This window comes from Stenotrophomonas sp. YJH_SMC_46 (assembly GCF_059370315.1).
Map to the genome: position 1 here is coordinate 186,237 of NZ_JCAFTO010000003.1, position 21,182 is coordinate 207,418.

Annotated in this window: 18 protein-coding genes; 7 read left to right on the plus strand and 11 right to left on the minus strand. The window is 66.8% G+C overall.

The genetic code is table 11. The features are described from left to right. Window positions 1-38: 38 nt before the first annotated feature. Window positions 39-1,871, plus strand: coding sequence for a multidrug efflux ABC transporter SmrA (gene smrA / locus AC5P8C_RS10270; RefSeq protein WP_019659144.1), 1,833 nt, complete (start codon window positions 39-41; stop codon window positions 1,869-1,871). A gap of 252 nt (window positions 1,872-2,123) precedes the next feature. Here the strand turns inward: smrA and AC5P8C_RS10275 are convergent, their stop codons facing one another. Continuing rightward, on the minus strand, window positions 2,124-3,932 hold the full coding sequence (locus AC5P8C_RS10275; RefSeq protein WP_233653064.1) for a DUF885 domain-containing protein: 1,809 nt from the start codon (window positions 3,930-3,932) through the stop codon (window positions 2,124-2,126). Window positions 3,933-4,044: 112 nt separating this feature from the next. Between AC5P8C_RS10275 and AC5P8C_RS10280 the strand changes: the two genes are divergently transcribed. Further along, a complete protein-coding gene (locus AC5P8C_RS10280; protein ID WP_233653063.1) occupies window positions 4,045-4,401 on the plus strand; it encodes a GFA family protein in 357 nt (118 codons plus the stop codon). A gap of 32 nt (window positions 4,402-4,433) precedes the next feature. Beyond that, a complete protein-coding gene (locus tag AC5P8C_RS10285) occupies window positions 4,434-5,213 on the plus strand; it encodes a DUF4349 domain-containing protein (RefSeq protein WP_233654153.1) in 780 nt (259 codons plus the stop codon). Between the two features lie 31 nt (window positions 5,214-5,244). Here the strand turns inward: AC5P8C_RS10285 and AC5P8C_RS10290 are convergent, their stop codons facing one another. Then, window positions 5,245-5,538, minus strand: coding sequence for a hypothetical protein (locus tag AC5P8C_RS10290; RefSeq protein WP_005415831.1), 294 nt, complete (start codon window positions 5,536-5,538; stop codon window positions 5,245-5,247). Window positions 5,539-5,606: 68 nt separating this feature from the next. Further along, entirely contained in the window at window positions 5,607-6,551 is a 945-nt protein-coding gene (locus AC5P8C_RS10295) for a LysR substrate-binding domain-containing protein (protein ID WP_233653062.1), read from the minus strand. 115 nt (window positions 6,552-6,666) lie between these two features. Here AC5P8C_RS10295 and AC5P8C_RS10300 point away from each other — a divergent pair, with 115 nt between their 5' ends. Continuing rightward, window positions 6,667-7,539, plus strand: coding sequence for a DMT family transporter (locus AC5P8C_RS10300; protein ID WP_180877845.1), 873 nt, complete (start codon window positions 6,667-6,669; stop codon window positions 7,537-7,539). Window positions 7,540-8,115: 576 nt separating this feature from the next. On the opposite strand, the gene AC5P8C_RS10305 is transcribed toward AC5P8C_RS10300, so the two are convergent. Further along, window positions 8,116-9,018, minus strand: a complete 903-nt coding sequence (locus AC5P8C_RS10305; protein ID WP_233653061.1) for a peptidylprolyl isomerase — start codon at window positions 9,016-9,018, stop codon at window positions 8,116-8,118. Between the two features lie 136 nt (window positions 9,019-9,154). On the opposite strand from AC5P8C_RS10305, the gene AC5P8C_RS10310 reads away from it, so the two are divergent. Then, window positions 9,155-9,520, plus strand: a complete 366-nt coding sequence (locus AC5P8C_RS10310; protein WP_004150914.1) for a PadR family transcriptional regulator — start codon at window positions 9,155-9,157, stop codon at window positions 9,518-9,520. Next, on the plus strand, window positions 9,517-10,506 hold the full coding sequence (locus AC5P8C_RS10315; RefSeq protein WP_019659138.1) for a sensor domain-containing protein: 990 nt from the start codon (window positions 9,517-9,519) through the stop codon (window positions 10,504-10,506). Before AC5P8C_RS10310 ends, AC5P8C_RS10315 begins: the two co-directional genes overlap by 4 nt. A gap of 106 nt (window positions 10,507-10,612) precedes the next feature. Here the strand turns inward: AC5P8C_RS10315 and AC5P8C_RS10320 are convergent, their stop codons facing one another. Further along, window positions 10,613-11,920: a polyhydroxyalkanoate depolymerase gene (locus AC5P8C_RS10320; protein ID WP_155029199.1), complete on the minus strand. Its 1,308-nt coding sequence runs from the start codon at window positions 11,918-11,920 to the stop codon at window positions 10,613-10,615. Between the two features lie 93 nt (window positions 11,921-12,013). After that, complete coding sequence (locus tag AC5P8C_RS10325) at window positions 12,014-12,604, minus strand: class I SAM-dependent DNA methyltransferase (RefSeq protein WP_019659136.1); 591 nt, start codon at window positions 12,602-12,604, stop codon at window positions 12,014-12,016. A gap of 149 nt (window positions 12,605-12,753) precedes the next feature. On the opposite strand from AC5P8C_RS10325, the gene AC5P8C_RS10330 reads away from it, so the two are divergent. Next, window positions 12,754-13,209 carry a CopD family protein gene (locus tag AC5P8C_RS10330; RefSeq protein WP_134735782.1) on the plus strand — a complete coding sequence of 152 codons (456 nt, stop codon included), beginning with the start codon at window positions 12,754-12,756 and terminating at the stop codon, window positions 13,207-13,209. Between the two features lie 284 nt (window positions 13,210-13,493). Here the strand turns inward: AC5P8C_RS10330 and AC5P8C_RS10335 are convergent, their stop codons facing one another. From AC5P8C_RS10335 to lpxB, 5 genes are all read right to left on the minus strand, one after another. Beyond that, a complete protein-coding gene (locus AC5P8C_RS10335) occupies window positions 13,494-14,453 on the minus strand; it encodes an acetyl-CoA carboxylase carboxyltransferase subunit alpha (protein ID WP_019659134.1) in 960 nt (319 codons plus the stop codon). Between the two features lie 113 nt (window positions 14,454-14,566). After that, entirely contained in the window at window positions 14,567-15,436 is an 870-nt protein-coding gene (locus tag AC5P8C_RS10340) for a hypothetical protein (RefSeq protein WP_021203669.1), read from the minus strand. A 55-nt stretch (window positions 15,437-15,491) separates the two neighbouring features. Then, window positions 15,492-19,082, minus strand: coding sequence for a DNA polymerase III subunit alpha (gene dnaE, locus AC5P8C_RS10345; protein WP_019659132.1), 3,591 nt, complete (start codon window positions 19,080-19,082; stop codon window positions 15,492-15,494). 237 nt (window positions 19,083-19,319) lie between these two features. Next, a complete protein-coding gene (gene rnhB / locus AC5P8C_RS10350; RefSeq protein ID WP_495218704.1) occupies window positions 19,320-19,979 on the minus strand; it encodes a ribonuclease HII in 660 nt (219 codons plus the stop codon). Then, window positions 19,976-21,178 (minus strand): lipid-A-disaccharide synthase, encoded by a 1,203-nt coding sequence (lpxB, locus tag AC5P8C_RS10355; RefSeq protein ID WP_233654152.1) that lies wholly within the window; start codon window positions 21,176-21,178, stop codon window positions 19,976-19,978. Before lpxB ends, rnhB begins: the two co-directional genes overlap by 4 nt. Window positions 21,179-21,182 lie beyond the last annotated feature (4 nt).

Genomic DNA, 21,182 nt, shown 5'->3' on the forward strand with positions numbered 1-21,182 from the left:
GTGGGATACTCCGCCGGCTAAGATGGCGAGGGAATGCGATGTTCCGTTGGTTTGAATCCCTGATTCCGGTGTTCCCGCCCGTGGATGGGCGCATGCCACCGCGCAAGGTGCTGCCGTTCTACCTGCACTACCTGCGCCCGGTGTGGCCGGTGCTGCTGGCCACGCTGATCGCCGGCCTGCTCCTGGCGCTGGTGGAAGTGGCCATGTTCGATTACCTGGGCCGCATCGTCGACATGGTCGCCGAGCAACCCGGTGCCGATTTCTTCAAGCGCCATGCCAATGAACTGGGCTGGATGCTGTTCATCACGGTCATCGCGCGGCCGATCCTGGTCGGCCTGCACAACCTGCTGGTCAACCAGGCCATCGTGCCCGGCCTGAGCAACCGCTCGCGCTGGCTGATGCACAACTACGTGGTTCGGCAGAGCCTGAGCTTCTTCCAGAACGACTTTGCCGGCAGCGTTGCCAACCGGGTGATGCAGACCGGTACCTCGCTGCGCGAGTCGGCGGTGCAGATGGTCGACTCGCTCTGGTACATCGTGGTCTATACCGGCACCGCGCTGTACCTGTTCGCGCAGGCCGACTGGCGGCTGATGGTGCCGCTGATCCTGTGGCTGCTGGCCTACGTGGTGATCATGGTCTACTTCGTGCCGCGCGCGAAGGAGCGGGCCTGGATCGCCTCGGAAGCACGTTCGAAGGCAATGGGCCGCATCGTCGATGGCTACACCAACATTCCCACGCTGAAACTGTTCGCCCATGGCGGGCGCGAGCAGGCCTACGTGGCCGAGTCGATCCAGGAGCTGGCAGTCAAGCACCGCGCGCAGACCCGGGTGACCACCGGCATGGACCTGACCATCGCCATCGTCAACGGTTTCCTGATTGCCGGTACCTGTGGCCTGGCCCTGTGGCTGTGGAATGGCGGCCACATCACTGTCGGCGCGATCACGCTCGCGACCGGCCTGGTGATCCGCATCCACAACATGTCCGGCTGGATCATGTGGACCATCAACGGCATCTTCGAGGACATCGGTACGGTACAGGATGGCATCACCACCATTGCCCAGCCGCTGACCGTGCAGGACCGCGAGGACGCGGTGCCGTTGCAGGTGACCCGCGGTGGCGTGCACTTCCAGGACATCCACTTCCACTACGGCAAGAAGGGCGGCGTGATCGCAGGCCTCGACCTGGTGGTGAAGCCGGGCGAGAAGATCGGCCTGGTGGGTCCTTCCGGTGCCGGCAAGTCGACCCTGGTCAACGTGCTGCTGCGCCTGTACGACCTGGAAAGCGGCCGCATCCTGATCGACGACCAGGACATTGCCTACGTCACTCAGGAAAGCCTGCGCCAGCAGATCGGCGTGGTCACCCAGGATACCTCGCTCCTGCATCGCTCGATCCGCGACAACCTGCTGTACGGCCGGCCGGACGCGACCGATGAGCAGTTGCGCGCTGCGGTGGCCAAAGCACGTGCCGAGGCCTTCATCGATACGCTGGTGGACGGGCAGGGGCGTCGTGGCTACGACGCGCATGTCGGCGAGCGCGGCGTGAAGCTGTCCGGCGGCCAGCGCCAACGCATCGCCATTGCCCGCGTGCTGCTGAAGGACGCACCGATCCTGGTGCTGGACGAAGCAACCTCGGCACTGGACTCGGAAGTGGAAGCGGCGATCCAGGACAGCCTGGATGAGCTGATGGGCGGCAAGACGGTGATCGCGATCGCGCACCGGCTGTCGACAATCGCGCGCATGGACCGGTTGGTGGTGATGGACCAGGGACGCATCGTCGAGACCGGCAGCCACGCCGAGCTGATTGCGGCCGGTGGCCTGTACGCACGGTTGTGGGCGCGGCAGACCGGGGGGTTCGTGGCGGCCGATCAATGAGTGTTTTCGGGGTCCGAGCCCTTCCCTTCGAAAAAGGCTCCGACCCCGGCGTGCTTCTGGGGACCTGCATGATCCGCTCCCTATGCTCCCTGCTGCTGGCGCTCGCGCTGGCCGGGAGCACTGCGACCGCGATGGCCGCACCCGTCGCCGACGAGCAACTGCAGCAGCTAATCCTGCTCAGCCGCCACAACCTTGCAAAAAAAACGGCCCGGGTTTCCCCGGGCCGCTCCGCTTCACCTCACACCGGCTCGATCACTCGATCGGCTGGTCCAGCATCAGCTGGCGTGCGAAACGCACCGGCGGTGCGCCGTAGGACAGTACCTGGTCGTGGTACGCCTTCAGGTTGAACTTGTCGCCCAGCTTCTCCTGCACCGCCTTGCGGGTGTCGAAGTGTTCCTGCGCACCGACGAAGTAGGTCGGCAGCTGCGCCGAGGTCAGCTGCGCGCGCACCCACTTGCCGGCCGCTTCGCTTTCCTGCTGGAACGCGTCGTGGGTCATCAGGTGCATCGCCTTCTCGCGATCCCAGTTGTCCACGTGCACGCCCTGGTCGAGGATCGCGTTGGAGATCGTGCGCAGGTAGAACTTCAGCTGCACCAAGTGGAACAGCGGGTCGTTGTTGAGGTAACCCTGCTCCTGCATCATGCGCTCGGTGTAGACCGCCCAGCCTTCGGCGAACAGGCCCGAACGCAGCACCGCACGCAGGGTGGAAGGGAACTTGGCCGAATGCCAGCCTTCCAGGTAATGGCCCGGGGTGCCTTCGTGGATGCTCAGCAGGTGGATCATGCGCGAGTTGTACTCACGCAGGAACGAGTCGACCTGCTTGTCGTTCCAGTCGTCCGGAATCGGCGACACGGCGTAGAAGGTCTTCAGGTTCTTGTCCAGCGGGCCCGGTGAATCGCAGTAGGCCACGGCCACGCCGCGCTGGAATTCCGGCATCAGGATGATGTCCACCGGCGCATCGGGCAGCGTCATCAGGTCGTGCTCGCGCACGAACGCGGTGGACTGCTCCAGTGCGGCCTTGGCATCGTCGACCACCTTGTCGCGTGCCGGCTTGTCGGCGTAGGCCAGTTCCAGCGCGGCCTCGATCGCCTTCTGCTGCTGCTCGTCGGTCGGCTGGGCCGGCATTTCCGGCGCACCCGGCTTGTCCTTCAGCACGGTCTGCGCGATGCCGTACATATCTTCGCGCACGCGCTTGAGTTCGGCACGTGCACGCTCACCGATCTCCTGGCGCGACAGCGACGAGCTCAGCGCGAACTTCAGCTTCTGGTCGTACTTTTCCGCACCGATGCGGAAATCGCCCTTTGCGTTCGGCACCAGGGTCTTGTCCAGCCAGGTCTGCTGCTCGTCCACCGCCTTCTTCAGGCCGTCGATGGCCGCCTGCAGGCGCTGCTGGTCGGCCTGCGGCAGTTCACCGATGTGCGGGGTGATGAAGGTATCGACGATGCTGAGGATGCCTTTGTTCTGCTTGGCCACCGTCTCGGCGTGGATCTTCGGCACGCGCGCCGGATCCAGGTTCTCGCGGGCCTGGGCGAAGATCGCCGGCAGCTTTTCCATGCGCGCGGTGGCCGACTTCAGGCGCTCCGGCAGTGGCGCGAACTCGCGCGCCATCAGGCCGTAGATCGCGCTGCCGGCGATGCCGTTGTACAGCTGCGGGTCCCACTTGCCGGACTGAAGCACTTCGGCGTTCCAGATTTCCGACTGCAGCTGGTTGCGCAGGATCGCCGCGTCCACCTGGTTCTCGCGGCCCAGCTTGGCCACGTCGATCTTGTCCAGCTCGCCCAGCAGCGCCTTGTAGGCGGCCACGGTCTTCTGCTGGCCGGCGGCACTGAGGTCGTCCAGTTCGCTGTCGTAGCGGTGGTCACCGATCTGGGTGGCGCTGACCGGCGACAGCTGCATCCAGGTATCCAGCGCGCGCTTGGAGAGATCGGCGAAGGCGGCATCGACCGCCGCATCACCGGCCTGCTGGCTGGCGGCCGGGGTGGAAGCGTTGGTCGGGGCGTCGGCCGGCTGGCAACCGGCCAGCGCAGCGACCAGGGCGAGGGCAAGAAGATGCGGGCGCATCGGCATTCCTGTACGGGGTCAAACCCTGAGCATAGGGCCCCGTCGCTGCTTTGTCCCCGTGCCATAGGATTACCATGGGCGGATTCAAGGACCCTCCAAAGGAGCGCAGGACATGGAATACCAGGGAAGCTGCCATTGCGGCAGGATCGCATTCACCGTACAGGCCGAGACGCCGATCAGCGACGTCATCGACTGCAACTGTTCGATGTGCCGGCGTCGCGGCAGCCTGCTGTGGTTCGCCCCGCGTGCGGCGTTCCAGCTGACCACCGATCCGGCTGACGTGGCCACCTATCACTTCAACAAGGCCCACATCGACCATCACCACTGCCGCGAATGTGGCGTCGCCCCCTACAGCGAAGCGGTCGATCCGCGTAGCGGCACACCGATGGTGGCGGTGAACGTGCGCTGCGTGCCGCAGGTCGATCTGGCTGGCCTTTCGGTGACCTCCTACGACGGAGCCGCACTGTGACGGGCGCGCGCGCCTGGACGCGCAGCCTGGCGATGCCGGTGGTGCTGCTGGCATTGGCGGGCTGCGCCAAGCAGGGCGACATGGCCGCGGATGCGGGCACCCCGGCCGCCGAAGCGGCCGTCGCGTCGCCAGAAGGTGCGTTCCTCGCCTATGAACATGACGTGCAGGTGCAGCTGGAGGCGGCAAAGATCGCGCCGCGCATCCAGCAGATCGCCCAAGCCTGCCAGAGCGCGAAGTTCGGCGACTGCGCGGTATTGCAGGTCGACCAGCGCAGTGGCGAGCAACCCAGCGGTGAGGTCAAGGTGCGCATCGCGCCGAAGGGCGCCGAGCCGCTGATCGCGATGGCCGGTGAGGGCGGAACGCTGCAGTCGCGCACCACCCGCGCCGAGGATCTGGCACAGGCCGTGGCAGACACGGCGCTGACCAAGGCGCGGCTTGAAAAGGAGCACGCCCGCCTGCTGTCCTACCAGGACCGCAAGGACCTGAAGATCGAAGATCTGATGGCGATCACCACGCGCCTGTCAGAGATCGAGGCGGGTGTCGAGCAGGCCAACAAGGACGCCGCGCAGCAGCGTCGGCGCATCGATACCCAGCTGGTGGCGATCCACTTCGACACCACCTCTGGCCAGCGCAGCCGCAGCGAGATCGGCGAGGCGCTGAGCGAGTCGGGCAGCATCCTCAGCACCAGCATTGCGTTCCTGATCCGCGCTGCTGCCGCGCTGCTGCCGGTGGCGGTGCTGGCCTTGATCGCGGCCTGGGGTGTGCGCGCATGGTGGCGTCGCCGCCGTCGCAAGCTACCGCCCAACCCCTGAGATGAAGGCCGATGCCGGCCGTCAGCCGGCATCAGCCCTCGTCGGTCTCGTACTCGACGAACACATCGAGTTCCAGCGCCAGTTCCTGCACCGCATCGCGCACCTTCTGCGCGGTGCTTTCATTGCCGACTTCCACTTCCAGCTCGTGGATGCCCGGGCCGATGTCATCGGACAGCCCGGCCGAACTGGAATCGTCGTCGTCCATGTGCGGCATCAGGTCGTCGGTTTCTTCGACATGTTCGATGCCGTCCAGGCCGAGCAGCAGGTCGCTGATGGCGCGGGCGTCGTCTTCGGTTCCGGTGATGCGCAGTCGCAGCATGGCCATGGCATAGGTACGTTGTGGGTTCGCCAGCAGCCTAGCCAGCGTGAGGCAAAGAACGGGTGAGGGCGCAGTCAGGCGTGCGTTGCCGGCCGCCCGAGCAGGCTGTCCGGCAATGCCGGAATCGGCGTGCGCTCGTCCTGCGCCTGTTCCAGCAACCAGTCGATGAACAGGCGCGCGGCCGGGCTCGGCGGTTGCCCTTCTGCGCGCACCACGTGATAGGCATAGCGCGCCTTCAATGCCGGGCCGGGCAGGCGTACCACCTCGTAGCGCTGCAGGTAGGGCTGGGCGATGTGGGTGCGCGCCAGCACCGCGCCCATGCCATACACCGCTGCACGCATCGCGTCGGTGCTGTCGGCGAAGGTGTGCATCGGCGGCATCGGCGACGGCGTGCGCACGCCGGCGTGGCGGAACCAGTCGCGCCAGCCCTGCGGCGACAGGTCGGTCAGCAGCGGCAGGTCGGCGATGCGCGCCGGATCGACCAGCGTTTCGACGCCGGCCAGTGCCGGTGAGGCGACCGGGAACAGGTAGTCATCCATCAGGTGCTGCGCACGCAGGCCGGGCCATTGGCCCAGGCCGTAGCGGATGCCCACTTCCGGGCCGTTGTCGTCATAGCGATCCAGCCCGCTGCCGGTATGCAGCTCGATGCGGATGTGCGGGTAGGCCTGGGTGAAGCGCGGCAGCCGTGGCAGCAGCCAGCAGTAGGACAGCGAGCGCAGCGTGGTGATGCGCAGCGGCACGCTGTCGGCATCCGGCTGCAGGTGATGGGCGACGGCCGCGACATCGGTGAAGGCGGCGCTGGCAGCGTCGGCCAGTTGCCGGCCCTCGGCAGTCAGGCGCACGCCGCGGGCGTGGCGTAGGAACAGCCGTACTTCCAGCACTTCTTCCAGGCGGCGGACGTGGTGGCTGACCGCGCTGGCGGTCAGGTGCAGCTCCTGCGCGGCCTGGGCGAAGTTCTGGTGGCGCGCCGCGACCGCGAACACGGCCAGTGCGGGTAGCAGGGAAGGGCGTAGCAGCATGTCGAGCCTCAAACCATATTTGTGGCTGGCAGCGATACTACGCGCTTGTGCCGCGGGCGTCTGCGCCTGATCCTGTCCGCATTGGCGAAGAATTGACGATGTACGGAGGCAAGGCATGAATGCGGTCCCACAGGCGGCCGAGCGCGATTGGCGCACGCCGCTGGAATTGACCCTGCTGGGCGCCATCTGGGGCTGCTCGTTCCTGTTCATGCGGGTGGCGGTGCCGTCGTTCGGCCCGTTCGCGCTGGTCGAGGTGCGGCTGGTGCTGGGTGCGCTGGTGCTGCTGCCGTTCCTGTGGCGCGCCCGCGCGCAGTTCCCGCCGCGGCGCTGGCTGTGGCTCGCGCCGATCGGCCTGATCAACTCGGCGTTGCCGTTCGTGCTGTTCGCCTATGCAGCGGAACAGGCGCCGGCGGCGATCGGCGCGATCTGCAATGCGATGACGGTGCTGTTTGCCGCGCTGATCGCGTTCCTGTTCTTCGGCGAGAAGATCGGCATGCGCCGTGCCGGGGCGCTGCTGGTCGGCTTCGCCGGCGTGGTGGTGCTGGCCACGGCCAAGGTTTCCGGCCTGAGCATCGGCACCGCAGTGCTGGCCGGTGCGGCGGCATCGCTGCTGTACGGCCTGGGCGTGAACCTGGTGAAGCGGCACATGACCGGGTTGCCGTCGGCCGCCGCCGCGGCGGCAACGCTGTCGTGCGCCTCGCTGTGGATGCTGCCGATGGCGGTCAGCCACTGGCCGCAGGCGGCGATTCCGTTGAAGGCCTGGGGCGCGGCGATCGCATTGGGCGTGGCCTGTACCGGGCTGGCGTTCCTGATGTTCTATCGCCTGATCGGTCGTATCGGCCCGTCGCGGGCGTCGACGGTGACCTACCTGATTCCGTTGTTCGGCGCGGCGTTCGCGTGGTTGTTCCTGGGGGAGGCGGTGACGGTACAGATGTTGGTGGCGGGGGCGTTGATTCTGGGGAGCGTGGCGGTGAGTCAGAAGGGCTGAGGCGTTGGCGTTTTGCGCGTGGCGCGTGCTGAAGGTGCTTCACTGTTCATGGGCGTCACTTTTCTTTTCGCGCGAAAAGAAAAGTAACCAAAAGAAACGCGCCGCCAGGTCGCGAGCCGCCGCGCTTCGCACGTCGGTCCCCTGCGCTTCTCGGTGAATCAGGGGACGGTGCCGAACTCGCTGCGCTCAGACATCGGCACCTCTTCGCCCCTGATTCCCCTGCGATGCTCGGCTCGCTCAAGGCGGATTCAAGATCAAGAGCCACAGCTGCACGACGATGCTTGGTAGTGCCGGGGCAGGCCCGGCGAGCGAAGCGAGCGCTTCTGCCTCTGATCTTGGATCCGCCTTGAGCGAGCCGAGCACCGCAGGTCCGGCGAGGGCGAAGAGGCGCGGGTGTCTGAGCGCAGCGAGTTCCCGCGCCGTCCCTCGACGGGCCGAGGAGCGCAGGGCACCGGTGCGCAGCACCGGCTCGCGGCCGGCGGAACGTTTCTTTTGGTTACTTTTCTTTGCGTACAAAGAAAAGTAACGCCCATGAACAGTGAAGCACCTTCAGCACGCGTCACGCGCAGGAAACCATCAGCGCACCGGCACCGGAATATTGCAGAGATCGATATGCCCCGCCGGACGCTTGTAGAAACCATCCACGCGATTGCGCCGTGCCTCCACCGTATCGGCAAAGGTCTTCGAGTCGGTACGCAGTACCTGGATCGGCGTGCGCTCTGCCGCCGGTACGTCGCTGGCGCGGCGGATCGACACGATCGGCGTACGCAGCTTCGGGTCGGTGTAGAAGCCCATCGGCGCGGGACCGCGCGGGATCGCGCTGAGCAGTTCCATGCCCTTCAGGACGCGGCCGACCAGGGTGATGTTGCGGTCCAGCTGGCGCGGCGACTGCCCGGTCACCACGTACAGTTCGGCACCGATGCTGCTGTCTTCCTCGTTGCTGCGGCCCGCACCCAGCATGCCGTAGCAGTGCGCCAGCCAGGCCTTGCCGGCCTGCGGGTCCTGGCCCACCGGGAAGCCATCGACGAAACCGGTCTGCGCGGCCCAGCCATCGCGATCCGGCAGCACGCTGACCTTCAGGCCAGCGCTGGCGCGCTCGAATTCAGCCGGCAGCTTGCGCGCGGCGCTGCCGAACGGCTTGGCCTTGGCCGCGTCATCGGCGTCGGCATCGCCGAACTGCACCACGAAGTTGTCCTGCGAGCGGTAGATGCTGGTGCCGTCCCAGAAGTGCTCGTGGGCGAAGGTCTGGATGTTGGCGACATGGCGGGGGGCGAACTGCGGCGCCAGCTCGATGATCACCCGCCCCGCCGGCAGGTCCATGTACAGCAGGTTGGCCGGGTCCGGGGTGCGCCAGTCGCTGGCCGCCGATGCGTCGAGGATCTGCTGCGGGCTGCGGTAGGGCGTGGCCGAACTGGCCAGGGCGGGCAGCAGGCAGGCGAGGGCGAGGGCGGTCAGGGCAAGGCGACGGCGGTGCGGCATGGGAACCCCGGAACATGAACGAGGCTTCGATTCTGCGCGAGCAATTCGGTCACGCCAACCGGCAGAGTGACTAACGACACATTCGCTATACCGAACTTCGCACTACTGTGGACTTCAACGTAGTGGAGGACCGGCCATGTCCGAGGACGATGTCCACCTGAAGAAGTTCCAGAAGGAGCTCAGCGCCGGAACGGTGTCGCTGGCCCTGCTGGCGGTGCTGGCCCGGGCCGGGGAGCCGCTGTACGGCTACCTCATTGCCAAGGAGCTGGAGCGGGTGGGCGAGGGCGTGCTGAGCGGCAAGCAGAGCGCGCTGTACCCGGTGCTGCGCAACCTGGAGGGCGCCGGGCTGCTGGAAAGCCATGTGGAGCCATCCAGCAGTGGTCCGCCCCGGCGCTACTACCGCATCAATGAACGTGGCCGCGAGGTGCTGGCGCAGTGGCGCCAAGCCTGGCAGGCCACCCGTGATTCCGTCGATTCCGTGTTGGAGGGGGTACCGCAATGAACGACCCGAGCCTGGCAGGCCGAGCCCTGCCGACCACCATCCCGCAGTATCTGGCGCAGCTGCGCGCGGCGCTGGAAGGTGCCGATCCGGCGATGGTGCAGGACGCGTTGTACGACGCCGAGGAATACCTGCGCTCGGAGCTGGCGGCGCAGCCCGGCCGCAGCGAAGCCGAGGTCATCGCCGACGTGGCCGGCAGCTATGGCGCCCCGGACGAAGTGGCCGAGATCTACCGCGAGACCGAAGTGACGGTGAACCGCGCGCTGCGCACGCCGCGTGCGGATACCGCGCCGGTGCTGCGTGCAGCGGCCGAAGCCAGTGGCGTCGAGCCGGCCTCACCGCCGCAGGCGCCGGTGCAGCGTTCGCTGCTGGCGCGCTTCTTCGGTGTGGTGACCGATCCGCACACCTACGGTGCGCTGTTCTACATGCTGCTGTCGCTGGCTACCGGCATCTTCTTCTTCACCTGGGTGGTGACCGGCCTGTCATTGTCGCTGGGCCTGCTGATCCTGATCATCGGCATTCCGCTGACCGTGCTGTTCTTCGGCTCGGTGCGCGGGCTGGCGCTGCTGGAAGGACGGCTGGTGGAAGCGCTGCTGGGCGAGCGCATGCCGCGCCGCCCGCGTTACACCGACCGCAGCCGCACCTGGCTGCAGCGCATCGGCGACATGTTCACCGATGGCCGCACCTGGCTGACCCTGCTGTACTTCGTGCTGATGCTGCCGCTGGGCGTGGTCTACTTCACCATCGCGGTGACGTTGCTGTCGCTGTCACTGGGGTTCATCTGGGCACCGGTGGCCGCACTGTTCAGCGGTGACATTCCGGGCGTGTACGTCGACGGCGTGAACGTGTTGCCGATGGCCGCTTCGCCGCTGGTGGGCATCGTGATCGCCGCCGTGGGCGTACTGCTGCTGTTGTTGACCATGCACCTGGCACGCGGCGTCGGCAAACTGCATGGTCTGATCGCCAAGAACCTGCTGGTGCGGTTGTAAGCGGGAGCCCAGGCTTCGGTAGGTGCCAACCTTGGTTGGCACGATCGATCAGATGCCGGGATCCATGGTAGAGCGCCAACCAAGGTTGGCATCTACCAGGGCCTGGTTACCCCGCCTTTCGCCGCAACGGGGTGACGTTGCTCTTCTTCTTCGTAGCCTTCGCCGCCGGGGTTTCGGCATGCGCGGCGAAGAAGTCGCGTACCTTCGGGTACACCACTTCGCGCCAGCGACGGCCACTGAAGATGCCGTAGTGGCCGGCGCCTTCGACGATGAAATGCTCGCGGCGGTCAGCAGCAATGCCGGTGCACAGCGCCTGCGCGGCTTCGGTCTGGCCGAGGCCGGCGATGTCGTCCAGTTCGCCCTCGATGCTCAGCAGCGCGGTATCGCGGATCGCCGACGGGTCGACCTTCTCGCCATTGACCACCCACTCGCCACGCGGCAGCAGGAAGTCCTGGAACACCACGCGGATGGTGTCCAGGTAGTACTTGGCCGGCATGTCCAGCACCGCGTTGTACTCGTCGTAGAAGCGACGGTGCGCGTCGGCGTCTTCCAGGTCGCCCTTGACCAGGTCGGTGTAGAAATCCCAGTGCGAGCTGAAGTGGCGGCTCGGGTTCATCGACAGGAAGCCGGCGTGCTGCAGGAAGCCCGGATACACGCGGCGGCCGGCGCCGGGGTAACTGGCCGGCACGGTGTGGATGACGTTGTTCTCGAACCACGACAGCGGGTTCTGCGTGGCCAGGTTGTTCACTGCGGTCGGGCTGCAGCGCGCATCGATCGGGCCGCCCATCATCACCAGCGTGCGCGGCGTCGGCTCGCCACGGCTGGCCATCAGTGAAACCGCGGCCAGCACCGGCACGGTGGGCTGGCACACGCTGACCACGTGCAGGCGCTCGACACCCAGGTGGCGGATGAACTCCTGGATATAGGCGATGTAGTCGTCCAGGCCGAACTCGCCTTCGCTGGCCGGTACCATGCGCGCGTCAACCCAGTCGGTGACGTACACGCGGTGGTCGCGCAGCAGCGTGCGCACGGTATCGCGCAGCAGCGTGGCATGGTGGCCGGACAGCGGTGCCACCACCAGCACGAACGGCTGGTTGAGCATGGTGTGCAGCTGGTCGGCTTCATTGCTGTGGCGCTTGAAGCGCAGCAGCTTGCAGAACGGCTTGCTTACTTCCTCGTGCACGACGATCGGCACGCGCTCGCCTTCGACCTCGATTTCGTTGATGCCCCACTCGGGCTTCTCGTAATCCTTGCCGATGCGATGGAACAACTCGTTGACCGCCGCCAGGCGATCGGCACCCGGCATCTGCGACCACCAGTGGCCCGGGTTGGCGAAGAACTTGGCGTTGGCCTGGGCCTGGTGCACCCAGGGGGCAAGCAGGTTGCGGGTCAGTTCGTGCAGTTGATAGAGCATGACGACCGAATATGTATGGTCATATGTTGCCGCGCAGCATATCCCATCCGGGCGTCCCGCAGGTTAAGTTGCCTGAAAATAATGAATCCGGATTCACATCCGTTCCAGCGCGGCAGCATCGCCTGCCAGGGCGGGGCCGAGCCAGCAGTGCGACCCCACCGGCTGCAGGCCGTGCCGGGCCAGCGTGCGGCGGTACCAGCGCGCCGGGCGGGCGTGGAAGCCCTCGTGGTCGCCGTCGAATTCATCCTCGGCGGCGAAGGTCTCCAGGAAGGCCACGCCACCGGTCAGCTCGGCCACCCCGGCCAGGCCGGCGCGCAGTTCACGGTCGGGCACGTAGTGCATCACGTCCGAGCACACCAGCAGGTCGACCGGAGCGCAGGGCCGCAGCCAGGCGAAATCACCGAAGGCGGCCAGGTGCAGGTTGCGGGTCCTGCCGTAGCGGCGCACAGCGTACTCGCTGCTGTCGAAGCCGAGATATTCGACCTTCGGACGCAGCTTCAGCAGCGGCGCGCGCCAGGCGCCTTCACCGCAGCCGATATCCAGCACGCTGCGGATCGGCCGCTCCAGGTAGTACTCGGCGCTGGCGACGGCCAACGCAACCTTGCGCGCCAGGCGGGCGCTGCCGCCGATGTCGGCACGGCGGTACCAGCGCTGGAAGTAGGCGGCGTCGTAGGTCTTGTCCATGGGGCGGTGCGCGATCGGGGAAAACGGCGCCTATCGTACGGTGTTGCGGCGCGCCATGCGTCGATGTGTCGCGGCGGGCGTGCCTGCGGCGGCTTCGCCACGGCATGCGAGAATGGCCGCCAACCTACGCCAGCCGCCGGAGCGAGCGCATGCAGAGCTACTACTGGGTCAAGACCTTCCACATCGTGTTCGTGGTGGCGTGGATGGCCACGGTGTTCTACCTGCCGCGCATCCTGGTGAACCTGGCCGAGACCGCGGGCCAGCCGGCGGTGAGCGAGCGCCTGCAGCTGATGGGCCTGCGCCTGTATCGCTTCGGCCACTCGATGTTCGGCCTGGCGTTCCTGCTCGGCCTGGTGCTGTGGCTGGGCTACAAGGTCATCCCCGATTTCCCGACCATGGTGGCTCCGGGAGCTGCCGGCTGGCTGCACGCCAAGCTGGGGCTGGTGGTGGTGCTGCTGGTGTACTTCGGCTGGACCGGTCGCCTGCTCAAGGGCGTGGCCAAGGGCCGGGCGCTGCCGTCGTCGCGCGCGCTGCGCTGGATCAACGAGATCCCGCTGCTGGCGTTCATTCCGATCGTGTGGCTGGTGCTGGCCAAGCCGTTCTGAACGGGGCGCGCTGCGCGCGCGGCGCATCGCACAGATGCATCCACGCATGGCGTGGATCTACTGGGTGCAGCTGTGGCTTTTGATGTCCAGGTCCGCCATGAGCGAGCCGAGCATCGCAGGTGAAACAGGGGCGAAGAGGCGCCGATGTCTGAGCGCAGCGAGTTCGGCGCCGTCCCCTGATTCACCGAGAAGCGCAGGGAACCGGTGCACAGCACCGGTTCGCGTTCGGCGGCGTGTTCTTTGGTTACTTTCTTGCAAGAGCAAGAAAGTAACAAGCCGATGAATCAGGCTGCCTCGTACGTGCCGTAACTGCGCAGGCGCGTGTAGCGCTGTTCCAGCAGCTGTTCGGTGGACAGCTTGTCCAGCGCGTCCAGCTCGTTCAGCAGCACGGCCTTCAGGCGCTTGGCCATCTGGGTCGGGTTGCGGTGGGCGCCACCGGTCGGCTCGCGCACGACCTTGTCGACCAGGCCCAGGCTCTTCAGGCGCGGGGCAGTCAGGCCCAGTTGTTCGGCCGCTTCCTTGGCCTTGCCCGCGTCCTTCCACAGGATCGAGGCGCAGCCTTCCGGCGTGATGGTCGAGTACACCGCGTATTCCAGCATCACGGTGCGGTCGCCCACACCCAGTGCCAACGCACCGCCGGAGCCGCCTTCACCGATCACGGTGCAGATGATCGGCACCTTCAGCTCGGCCATCTCGATCAGGTTGCGCGCGATCGCTTCGGACTGGCCGCGCGACTCGGCGTCGATGCCCGGCCAGGCGCCGGCGGTGTCGATCAGGGTCAGCACCGGCAGGCCGAAGCGCTCTGCCATCTTCATCAGGCGCAGTGCCTTGCGGTAGCCCTCCGGCTTGGGCATGCCGAAGTTGCGCTTGATCTTTTCCTTGGTGTCGCGGCCCTTCTGGTGGCCGATCACCATTACCGCGCGGCCATTGATGCGGGCCAGGCCGCCCATGATCGCCTTGTCGTCAGCGAAGGCGCGGTCACCGGCCAGCTCCTGGAACTCATCGAACATGACGCGGATGTAGTCGGCGGTGTACGGACGCGATGGGTGCCGGGCCAACTGCAGCACCTGCCACGAGGTCAGGTTGCGGAAGATCTGCGCGGTGCGCATGCGCAGCTTGTCCTGCAGCGCGTGCACTTCCGCCTCGACATTGACCGCCGGCCCGGCACTGGCGTTGCGCAGTTCCTGGATCTTGGCTTCCAGGTCGGCGATGGGTTGCTCGAAGTCGAGGTAGTTCGGATTCATCGGAAGCCGTCGTGTAAAGAAGGGGGCAATTCTAGCCGAATGCGTGCAAACCACCCGTACGCCTTCGTCTGGAAGGCGACGGTAACGCAGCCGGGCAGGCGGCGCCAGTCAGCTCAGGGCACCACCAGGGCGCTGCGGCCCATCAACTGGCTGCGCTGGGAAACGAAGTCGTTGTAGGCCTCGTTGGCCTCCCGGCCCAGGCCGCTGCCCAGGGTGGCGGTGGCCGAGGTGAAGGCCATCTGCGCGTCGAAGTCCTGCTTGCGCAGGGCCTTCTGTTCATCGGCGGTGGTGGCCTTCAGCCAGCGCGCATAGACCTCGCGCAGCGGCGCGGCGTGCGCCTCGAAGGCGGGGTCAAGGGCCGGCAGGCTGGCCGGGGCCGGTTCCAGGCTGAATGCCGGGGCCACGTAGCCGGCCGGCTGTTGGCGCTTGAATGCACCGGGTTCGCCCATGCCTTCTTCGACGTAGGCGATGAAATCCGGGGCCGTGAACACCTTGGCCACGATCTGGCCGCCGCTGGAATCGACGTGGGCGACCACCTTTTCCTTGGGGAAGGGTTCGCGCACGCCGTAGGTCCAGGTCTTGTCGATGAACAGGTCGTGGCGCTTCTCGAAGGGGCCTTCGAAGTTGACCCCGCCCAGTTCGATCCCGTTGTTGCCGACGCCGAAATTCTTCAGCTTGCTCTCGTCGGTGACATAGACCTCGCGAGCAATCACGTACTCGCTCAGGGTCGGGTTGATCAGTCCGCCACGACCGTCGACGTAGACGATGAAGCGCACGTCGCCAAGCGCGTCTGTGTGCAGGCGATGTTCGCCAATGGCGAGCGAGATCGGGCGCGAGCCGTGCGCGGCCACTGGCACGTCCTGGCCGTCGATGCTCAGCGCCAGCGGCGCGTCGGTCGGGTTGTCGATCTGGAACTCGATCTTCGACGGCGAGCAGGCGGCCAGTGCCAGTGCGGCAACGAACGGAAACAGCAGGGTCTTCATGGGCGATCGTCCTTGATGGTTGGAACGGGAAAACAGGAACACGAAGGAGCCAGCCTCAGCTGGCCCACGGCGGGCTGTAGCGCACCTTCAGCGTGCGTACGGCCGGGTCGGCGCGCAGCGCCTCCATCAGCTTGGAATCGATGCGTACCGCGCTCTGCCCGGAGACATCGAGCATGCCGGCGACACCGCCTTGCGGGCCCTTCAGCAGCAGGTCCAGGCGCAGCGGCGTGCGCCCCGGGCGATGGCGGTCGAGCAGGGCATTGATGCGCTCCCAGACCGGGCGCTGCTGGCGCAGGTCCAGGCGCAGCGACAGCCGCGTGGCGTAGTTGGCGCAGACTTCATCGAAGTCCCAGCACTGGCGGATGCGCAGCGCGTAGCCACCGTTGAACTCGTCCTCGCGCAGGCCGCCCTTGACCACCAGGATGCGGTCCTTGGTCATCAGGTGGCCGAACTCGGCCATTGCATCAGAGAACGCACTGCACTCGACGCGGCCGCGGCCATCCTCCAGCTGGATGAAGATCTGGCTTTCGCCCTTGCGGCGCACGCCGACCACCTGGCCTGCCAGCACGGTCTGCACCTCCGGGCGCCAGCGCTTCTCGCCGCCACCGCCGCCACCGCTGTTGGCGCTCCAGATTTTCTCCACCGAACCCAGGTCGTTGCCTACCAGATCGCGCACATCGTCGCGCCAGGGATCGAACGGGTGGCCGCTGAGGTAGAAGCCCAGCGTGTCGCGCTCACCGTTGAGGCGCTGCAGCAACGGCCATTCTTCGGCTTCTGGCAGGTCCAGCTGGATCGAAACGGTGCTCGGGTCGGGCCCGCCAAACAGCGAGTTCTGTCCGGACGCACGCTCGCGTGCCATCTGATCAGTGGCCTTGATCACTTCCGGCAACTGCAGCATCAGCGAGGCACGGTTGCGGCCGAGCTCATCGAGCGCACCGCAGTTGATCATCGCTTCCAGCGTGCGCCGGTTGAGCTTGGCCGAGCCGACGCGGGTGCAGAAGTCCAGCAGATCCTTGAACGGGCCGCCCTTCAGTCGTTCCTCGACCACCGCTTCGCAGGCGCCCTGGCCCACGCCCTTGATCGCGCCCAGGCCGTACTGGATCGTGTCCGGGGTGACCGCTTCGAACATGAAGGCCGACTGGTTCACCTTCGGCGGCAGCACGGTCAGGCCGAGGTTGCGCACCTCGTCGAGGAAGCCGACCACCTTGTCGGTGTTGTCCAGGTCCGAAGACAGCGTGGCCGCCATGAATTCGGCCGGATAATGGCGCTTCAGCCACGCGGTCTGGTAGCTGACCAGTGCGTATGCAGCGGCGTGTGACTTGTTGAAGCCATAGCCGGCGAACTTCTCCATCAGGTCGAAGATCTCGTCGGCCTTGGGGCCATCGACGCCGCCCTTGGCCGCACCTTCGCGGAAGATCTCACGGTGCTTGGCCATTTCCGCCGGCACCTTCTTGCCCATCGCGCGGCGCAGCAGGTCGGCGCCGCCCAGCGAGTAGCCGCCGACGATCTGCGCCATCTGCATCACCTGCTCCTGGTACACCATGATGCCGTAGGTGTCCTTCAGGATCGCTTCGGTGCGCGGATCGGGATAGATGATTTCTTCCTGGCCGTGCTTGCGCGCGTTGAACGAAGGAATCAGGTCCATCGGGCCAGGGCGGTACAGCGACACCAGCGCGATCAGGTCTTCGAAACGGTCGGGGCGCGCGTCCTTCAGCAGGCGGCGCATGCCCGAGGATTCGAACTGGAACACCGCGCCGGTGTTGCCGTTGGCGAAGATGTCCTTGTAGGTGGGCGCATCGTCGAGCGGGATCGCGGCAATGTCGACCGGCGGAATGCCCGCGCGTTCGTGGCGCTTGTTGATCGCCTTCACCGCCCAGTCGATGATGGTCAGCGTGCGCAGGCCGAGGAAGTCGAACTTCACCAGGCCCACTTCTTCCACGTCGTTCTTGTCGAACTGGGTGACCGGGTTCTTGCCGAGCCCATTTTCGTCGTGTTCCGCATACAGCGGGCAGAACTCGCTCAGCGGCTCGGGCCCGATCACCACGCCGCCGGCGTGCTTGCCGGCGTTGCGGGTCAGGTCTTCCAGCTGCAGCGCCAGGTCGATCAGGTCGCGGACATCGTCCTCGGTCTCGTAGCGCTGGATCAGTTCCGGCGACGCCATTTCCGAGCTCGGGCCTTCCTTGCCCTTGCCCAGCGCATCCTTCAGGTGGATACCCAGGATGTTCGGGATCAACTTGGAAACGCCGTCGACCAGGCCGTACGGGAACCCGAGCACGCGGCCGGAGTCGCGCACCACCGCCTTGGCGGCCATGGTGCCGTAGGTGATGATCTGGCTGACGCGCTCGCGCCCATACTTGCGCGCGACGTAGTCGATCACCTCGTCGCGGCGGTCCATGCAGAAGTCGATGTCGAAGTCGGGCATCGACACGCGTTCCGGATTGAGGAAGCGCTCGAACAGCAGGTTGTACGGCAGCGGATCCAGGTCGGTGATCTTCAGCGCCCACGCCACCAGTGAACCGGCACCCGAGCCGCGGCCGGGGCCGATCGGAATGCCCTGGTTCTTGCCCCATTGGATGAAGTCGGCCACGATCAGGAAGTAGCCGGGGAAGCCCATCTTGATGATGGTGTTGAGCTCGAACTCCAGGCGTTCGAAGTACTCTTCCCGGGTCTTGCCCGGCGCCAGCGGATTCTTCTCCAGGCGCTCTTCCAGGCCCTCGCGCGACATCTTCTGGATCCAGGTATCCAGCGTTTCGTCGTCGGGCACCGGGTAGTTGGGCAGGAAGTAGGTGCCCAGCCGCATCTCGATGTTGCAGCGCTCGGCCAGCGCCAGCGTGTTGTCGATCGCGTCGGGGATGTCGGCGAACAGCGCGCACATCTCCTCGGCCGACTTCAGGTACTGCTGGTCGCTGTACTCGCGCGGACGCTTGGGATCGTCCAGCACGCGGCCGGTGGAAATGCACACGCGCGCCTCATGCGCGCTGAAATCGGAGGGCGACAGGAAGCGCACGTCATTGCTGGCCACCACCGGCAGGCCACGCTGGCCCGCAGCCATCAGCGCGAACTGGTTGAAGGTTTCCTCGCCCTCGCGGCCGGTGCGGGTCAGCTCCAGGTGCAGGCCATCGCCGAACACCCGTTGCCAGTCGGCCAGCTGCTGCTCGGCCAGCTCATGCTTGCCGTCCAGCGCCAGGCGTCCGGCCAGGCTCTGCCGGCCGGCCAGCGCGAACAGGTTGGCGTTGCCGGCCTTCAGCCAGTCCGGGTGGATGGCTACGCCGCCTTCGGGGCGATGGCCTTCCATCCAGGCGCGGGTCAGCAGCCGCGACAGGCTCAGGTAGCCTTCGCGATCACGGCACAGCAGGGTCATCCGCCACGGGTCCTGGCCTTCCTCGGCGATCAGCACGTCGGCACCGGCGATCGGCTTGATGCCCACGCCTTCGGCGGCCTTGTAGAACTTGACCAGGGCGAACAGGTTGTTGAGGTCGGTCACCGCCAGCGCCGGTAGGCCGAGCTCGACCGAGCGCGACAGCAGGTTGGCCTGCTTGGCCTTCTTCGGGTCCGCCTGGTCCGGCTTGGCCGGCACACGGATGGTGGAGTCCGCCAGCGAGAACTCGGTGTGGACGTGGAGATGTACGAAGCGGGAGTTGGACATGCCGGACCAGGTTGGAGCGCGCGGGCCCCGGGTGCTGACGGAGGTTCGTCGCCGGGGTCGGGAAGCGCTGGAATGCCCGGTCAGGGTAGCGAGGGCAGGGGGTTGCCACAAGGCTTGACAGGGGCACGGCGTGGCGCCGGATTCAGGCGTGCGGGAGGCCGCCTTCTGTAGAGCCGAGCCCATGCTCGGCTGTCCACAGCAGCCGAGCATGGGCTCGGCTCTACAACTCCAGCTGGCTCAGGCGATGGCCGCGACAGCCGGCGCTTCCAGGCACTCGCGCACTGGCGCGAAGCTGCGGCGGTGCTCCATGCAGGGGCCGTGCTCGCGCAGGGCGGCCAGGTGGGCCGGGGTGCCGTAGCCCTTGTGCTGTTCGAAGCCGTACTTCGGATGGCGGGCATGCACCTCCTGCATGTAGCGGTCGCGCGAGACCTTGGCCAGGATCGAGGCGGCCATGATCGCGCGGTCGATGCCATCGCCGCCGACCAGCGCCTGCGCCGGTAGTGCCAGGCCCTTGGGCACCACGTTGCCGTCGATGCGCGCGAAGCCGGCCACATGGGCGACCGCTGCAACGACGTCACGCATGCCCTGCAGGGTGGCCTGGTAGATGTTCAGGCGGTCGATGGTGTCCACGTCCACCAGCACCACATGCCAGGTCAAGGCGCGCTCGATGATGCGGTCATGCAGCTGCTCGCGGCGGGCCGCGGTCAGCTGCTTGGAGTCATCCAGGCCGTTGATCCGTGGTCGCGACGGGTCGAACACCACCGCTGCCACCGCCACCGGCCCGGCCAGTGGGCCACGGCCTGCCTCGTCGACGCCAGCGACCAGGCGCTCCGGCTCGACCACGGGCGCACCGTCGAACAGGGTCAGGCTGGCTGCGGCGGCGTGACGGCGGCTCATGCCTGTGCCTGGTCGCGCATCAGCAGTTCGCCAACGGCGTCGGCGGCACGCGCCGAGGCGTTGCGGCGCAGCCGCTCGTGCAGGCGCACGTAGGCATCCTGCAGATCGGTCACCCGCTGCGGGTGGTCGAACCACTGCTGGATGGCCGCGGCCAGCTTGTCCGGCGTGCAGTCGTGCTGCATCAGTTCCGGTGCCAGGTCCTGCCCGGCCAGGATGTTGGGCAGGGCGAAGCGGTCGACCTTGATCAGGCCGAGCGCCTTCACCAGTCGATAGGTCAGTTCGTTGACGCGGTAACCGACCACCATCGGCCGCTTCACCAGCATGGCCTCCAGGGTCGCGGTACCGGAGGCCAGCACCACCACGTCGGCGGCGATCATCGCGTTGCGCGCCTGGCCATCCAGCACATGCGAATAGGCCACCGGCAGCGCCGAGCGCGACAGCTGTTCCTCGATCAGTTCCCTGCAGGCCGGGTTGGCGGCAGGCACCACCACATGCAGGCCCGGAATGCGTTCGGAGACCTGCCAGGCGGCTTCGAAGAACGGTTCGCCCAGGCGCGAGATCTCGCCCAGGCGGCTGCCCGGCAACACTGCCAGCACCTTGGCCGAGGCCGGCAGTCCGAGCGCGGCGCGTGCTTCCTCGCGATTGCCCTGCAGCGGAATGTCATCGGCCATCGGGTGGCCGACGAAGCGCGCGTCGATGCCGTGCCTGGCATAGATCGGTGGCTCCATCGGGAACAGGCACAGCACCAGGTCGGCGCTGCTGCCGATCTTCTCGGCGCGCTTTTCGCGCCAGGCCCAGACCGAGGGACTGACGTAATGCACGGTGCGCACGCCACGCTGCTTCAGCCAACGCTCGATACCCAGGTTGAAGTCGGGGGCGTCGATGCCGATGAACACGTCCGGCTGCCAGTCAAGCGCACGCTGGCGGAACGCCGAACGTAGCTTGAGCAGGCGCGGCAGGTGGCGCAGCACTTCGGTCAGGCCCATCACCGCCAGCTCGCTGGCATCGTGCCAGGTCTGGCAGCCCGCGCTGCGCATGGCGTCGCCACCGATGCCGGCGAACTCGGCATTCGGGAAGCGCGCTTTCAGTTCGCGGACCAGGCCCGCACCGAGCAGATCGCCGGAGGCCTCGCCGGCCACCAGCGCGATCCGCAACGGGCGCTCGCTGAGCACCCGTTGCGCCGGGACGCTGCCGGTCATCGAG

What these genes read in the sequence shown, in the direction of transcription:
- smrA (WP_019659144.1), top strand. Translation starts at nt 39, where the DNA reads ATGTTCCGTTGGTTTGAATCCCTGATTCCGGTGTTCCCGCCCGTGGAT.
- lpxB (WP_233654152.1), bottom strand. Translation starts at nt 21,178, where the DNA reads ATGACCGGCAGCGTCCCGGCGCAACGGGTGCTCAGCGAGCGCCCGTTG.
- AC5P8C_RS10280 (WP_233653063.1), top strand. Translation starts at nt 4,045, where the DNA reads ATGGAATACCAGGGAAGCTGCCATTGCGGCAGGATCGCATTCACCGTA.
- AC5P8C_RS10285 (WP_233654153.1), top strand. Translation starts at nt 4,434, where the DNA reads ATGCCGGTGGTGCTGCTGGCATTGGCGGGCTGCGCCAAGCAGGGCGAC.
- AC5P8C_RS10310 (WP_004150914.1), top strand. Translation starts at nt 9,155, where the DNA reads ATGTCCGAGGACGATGTCCACCTGAAGAAGTTCCAGAAGGAGCTCAGC.
- AC5P8C_RS10315 (WP_019659138.1), top strand. Translation starts at nt 9,517, where the DNA reads ATGAACGACCCGAGCCTGGCAGGCCGAGCCCTGCCGACCACCATCCCG.
- AC5P8C_RS10330 (WP_134735782.1), top strand. Translation starts at nt 12,754, where the DNA reads ATGCAGAGCTACTACTGGGTCAAGACCTTCCACATCGTGTTCGTGGTG.
- AC5P8C_RS10325 (WP_019659136.1), bottom strand. Translation starts at nt 12,604, where the DNA reads ATGGACAAGACCTACGACGCCGCCTACTTCCAGCGCTGGTACCGCCGT.
- AC5P8C_RS10335 (WP_019659134.1), bottom strand. Translation starts at nt 14,453, where the DNA reads ATGAATCCGAACTACCTCGACTTCGAGCAACCCATCGCCGACCTGGAA.
- rnhB (WP_495218704.1), bottom strand. Translation starts at nt 19,979, where the DNA reads ATGAGCCGCCGTCACGCCGCCGCAGCCAGCCTGACCCTGTTCGACGGT.
- AC5P8C_RS10290 (WP_005415831.1), bottom strand. Translation starts at nt 5,538, where the DNA reads ATGGCCATGCTGCGACTGCGCATCACCGGAACCGAAGACGACGCCCGC.
- AC5P8C_RS10340 (WP_021203669.1), bottom strand. Translation starts at nt 15,436, where the DNA reads ATGAAGACCCTGCTGTTTCCGTTCGTTGCCGCACTGGCACTGGCCGCC.
- AC5P8C_RS10320 (WP_155029199.1), bottom strand. Translation starts at nt 11,920, where the DNA reads ATGCTCTATCAACTGCACGAACTGACCCGCAACCTGCTTGCCCCCTGG.
- AC5P8C_RS10300 (WP_180877845.1), top strand. Translation starts at nt 6,667, where the DNA reads ATGAATGCGGTCCCACAGGCGGCCGAGCGCGATTGGCGCACGCCGCTG.
- AC5P8C_RS10305 (WP_233653061.1), bottom strand. Translation starts at nt 9,018, where the DNA reads ATGCCGCACCGCCGTCGCCTTGCCCTGACCGCCCTCGCCCTCGCCTGC.
- dnaE (WP_019659132.1), bottom strand. Translation starts at nt 19,082, where the DNA reads ATGTCCAACTCCCGCTTCGTACATCTCCACGTCCACACCGAGTTCTCG.
- AC5P8C_RS10295 (WP_233653062.1), bottom strand. Translation starts at nt 6,551, where the DNA reads ATGCTGCTACGCCCTTCCCTGCTACCCGCACTGGCCGTGTTCGCGGTC.
- AC5P8C_RS10275 (WP_233653064.1), bottom strand. Translation starts at nt 3,932, where the DNA reads ATGCGCCCGCATCTTCTTGCCCTCGCCCTGGTCGCTGCGCTGGCCGGT.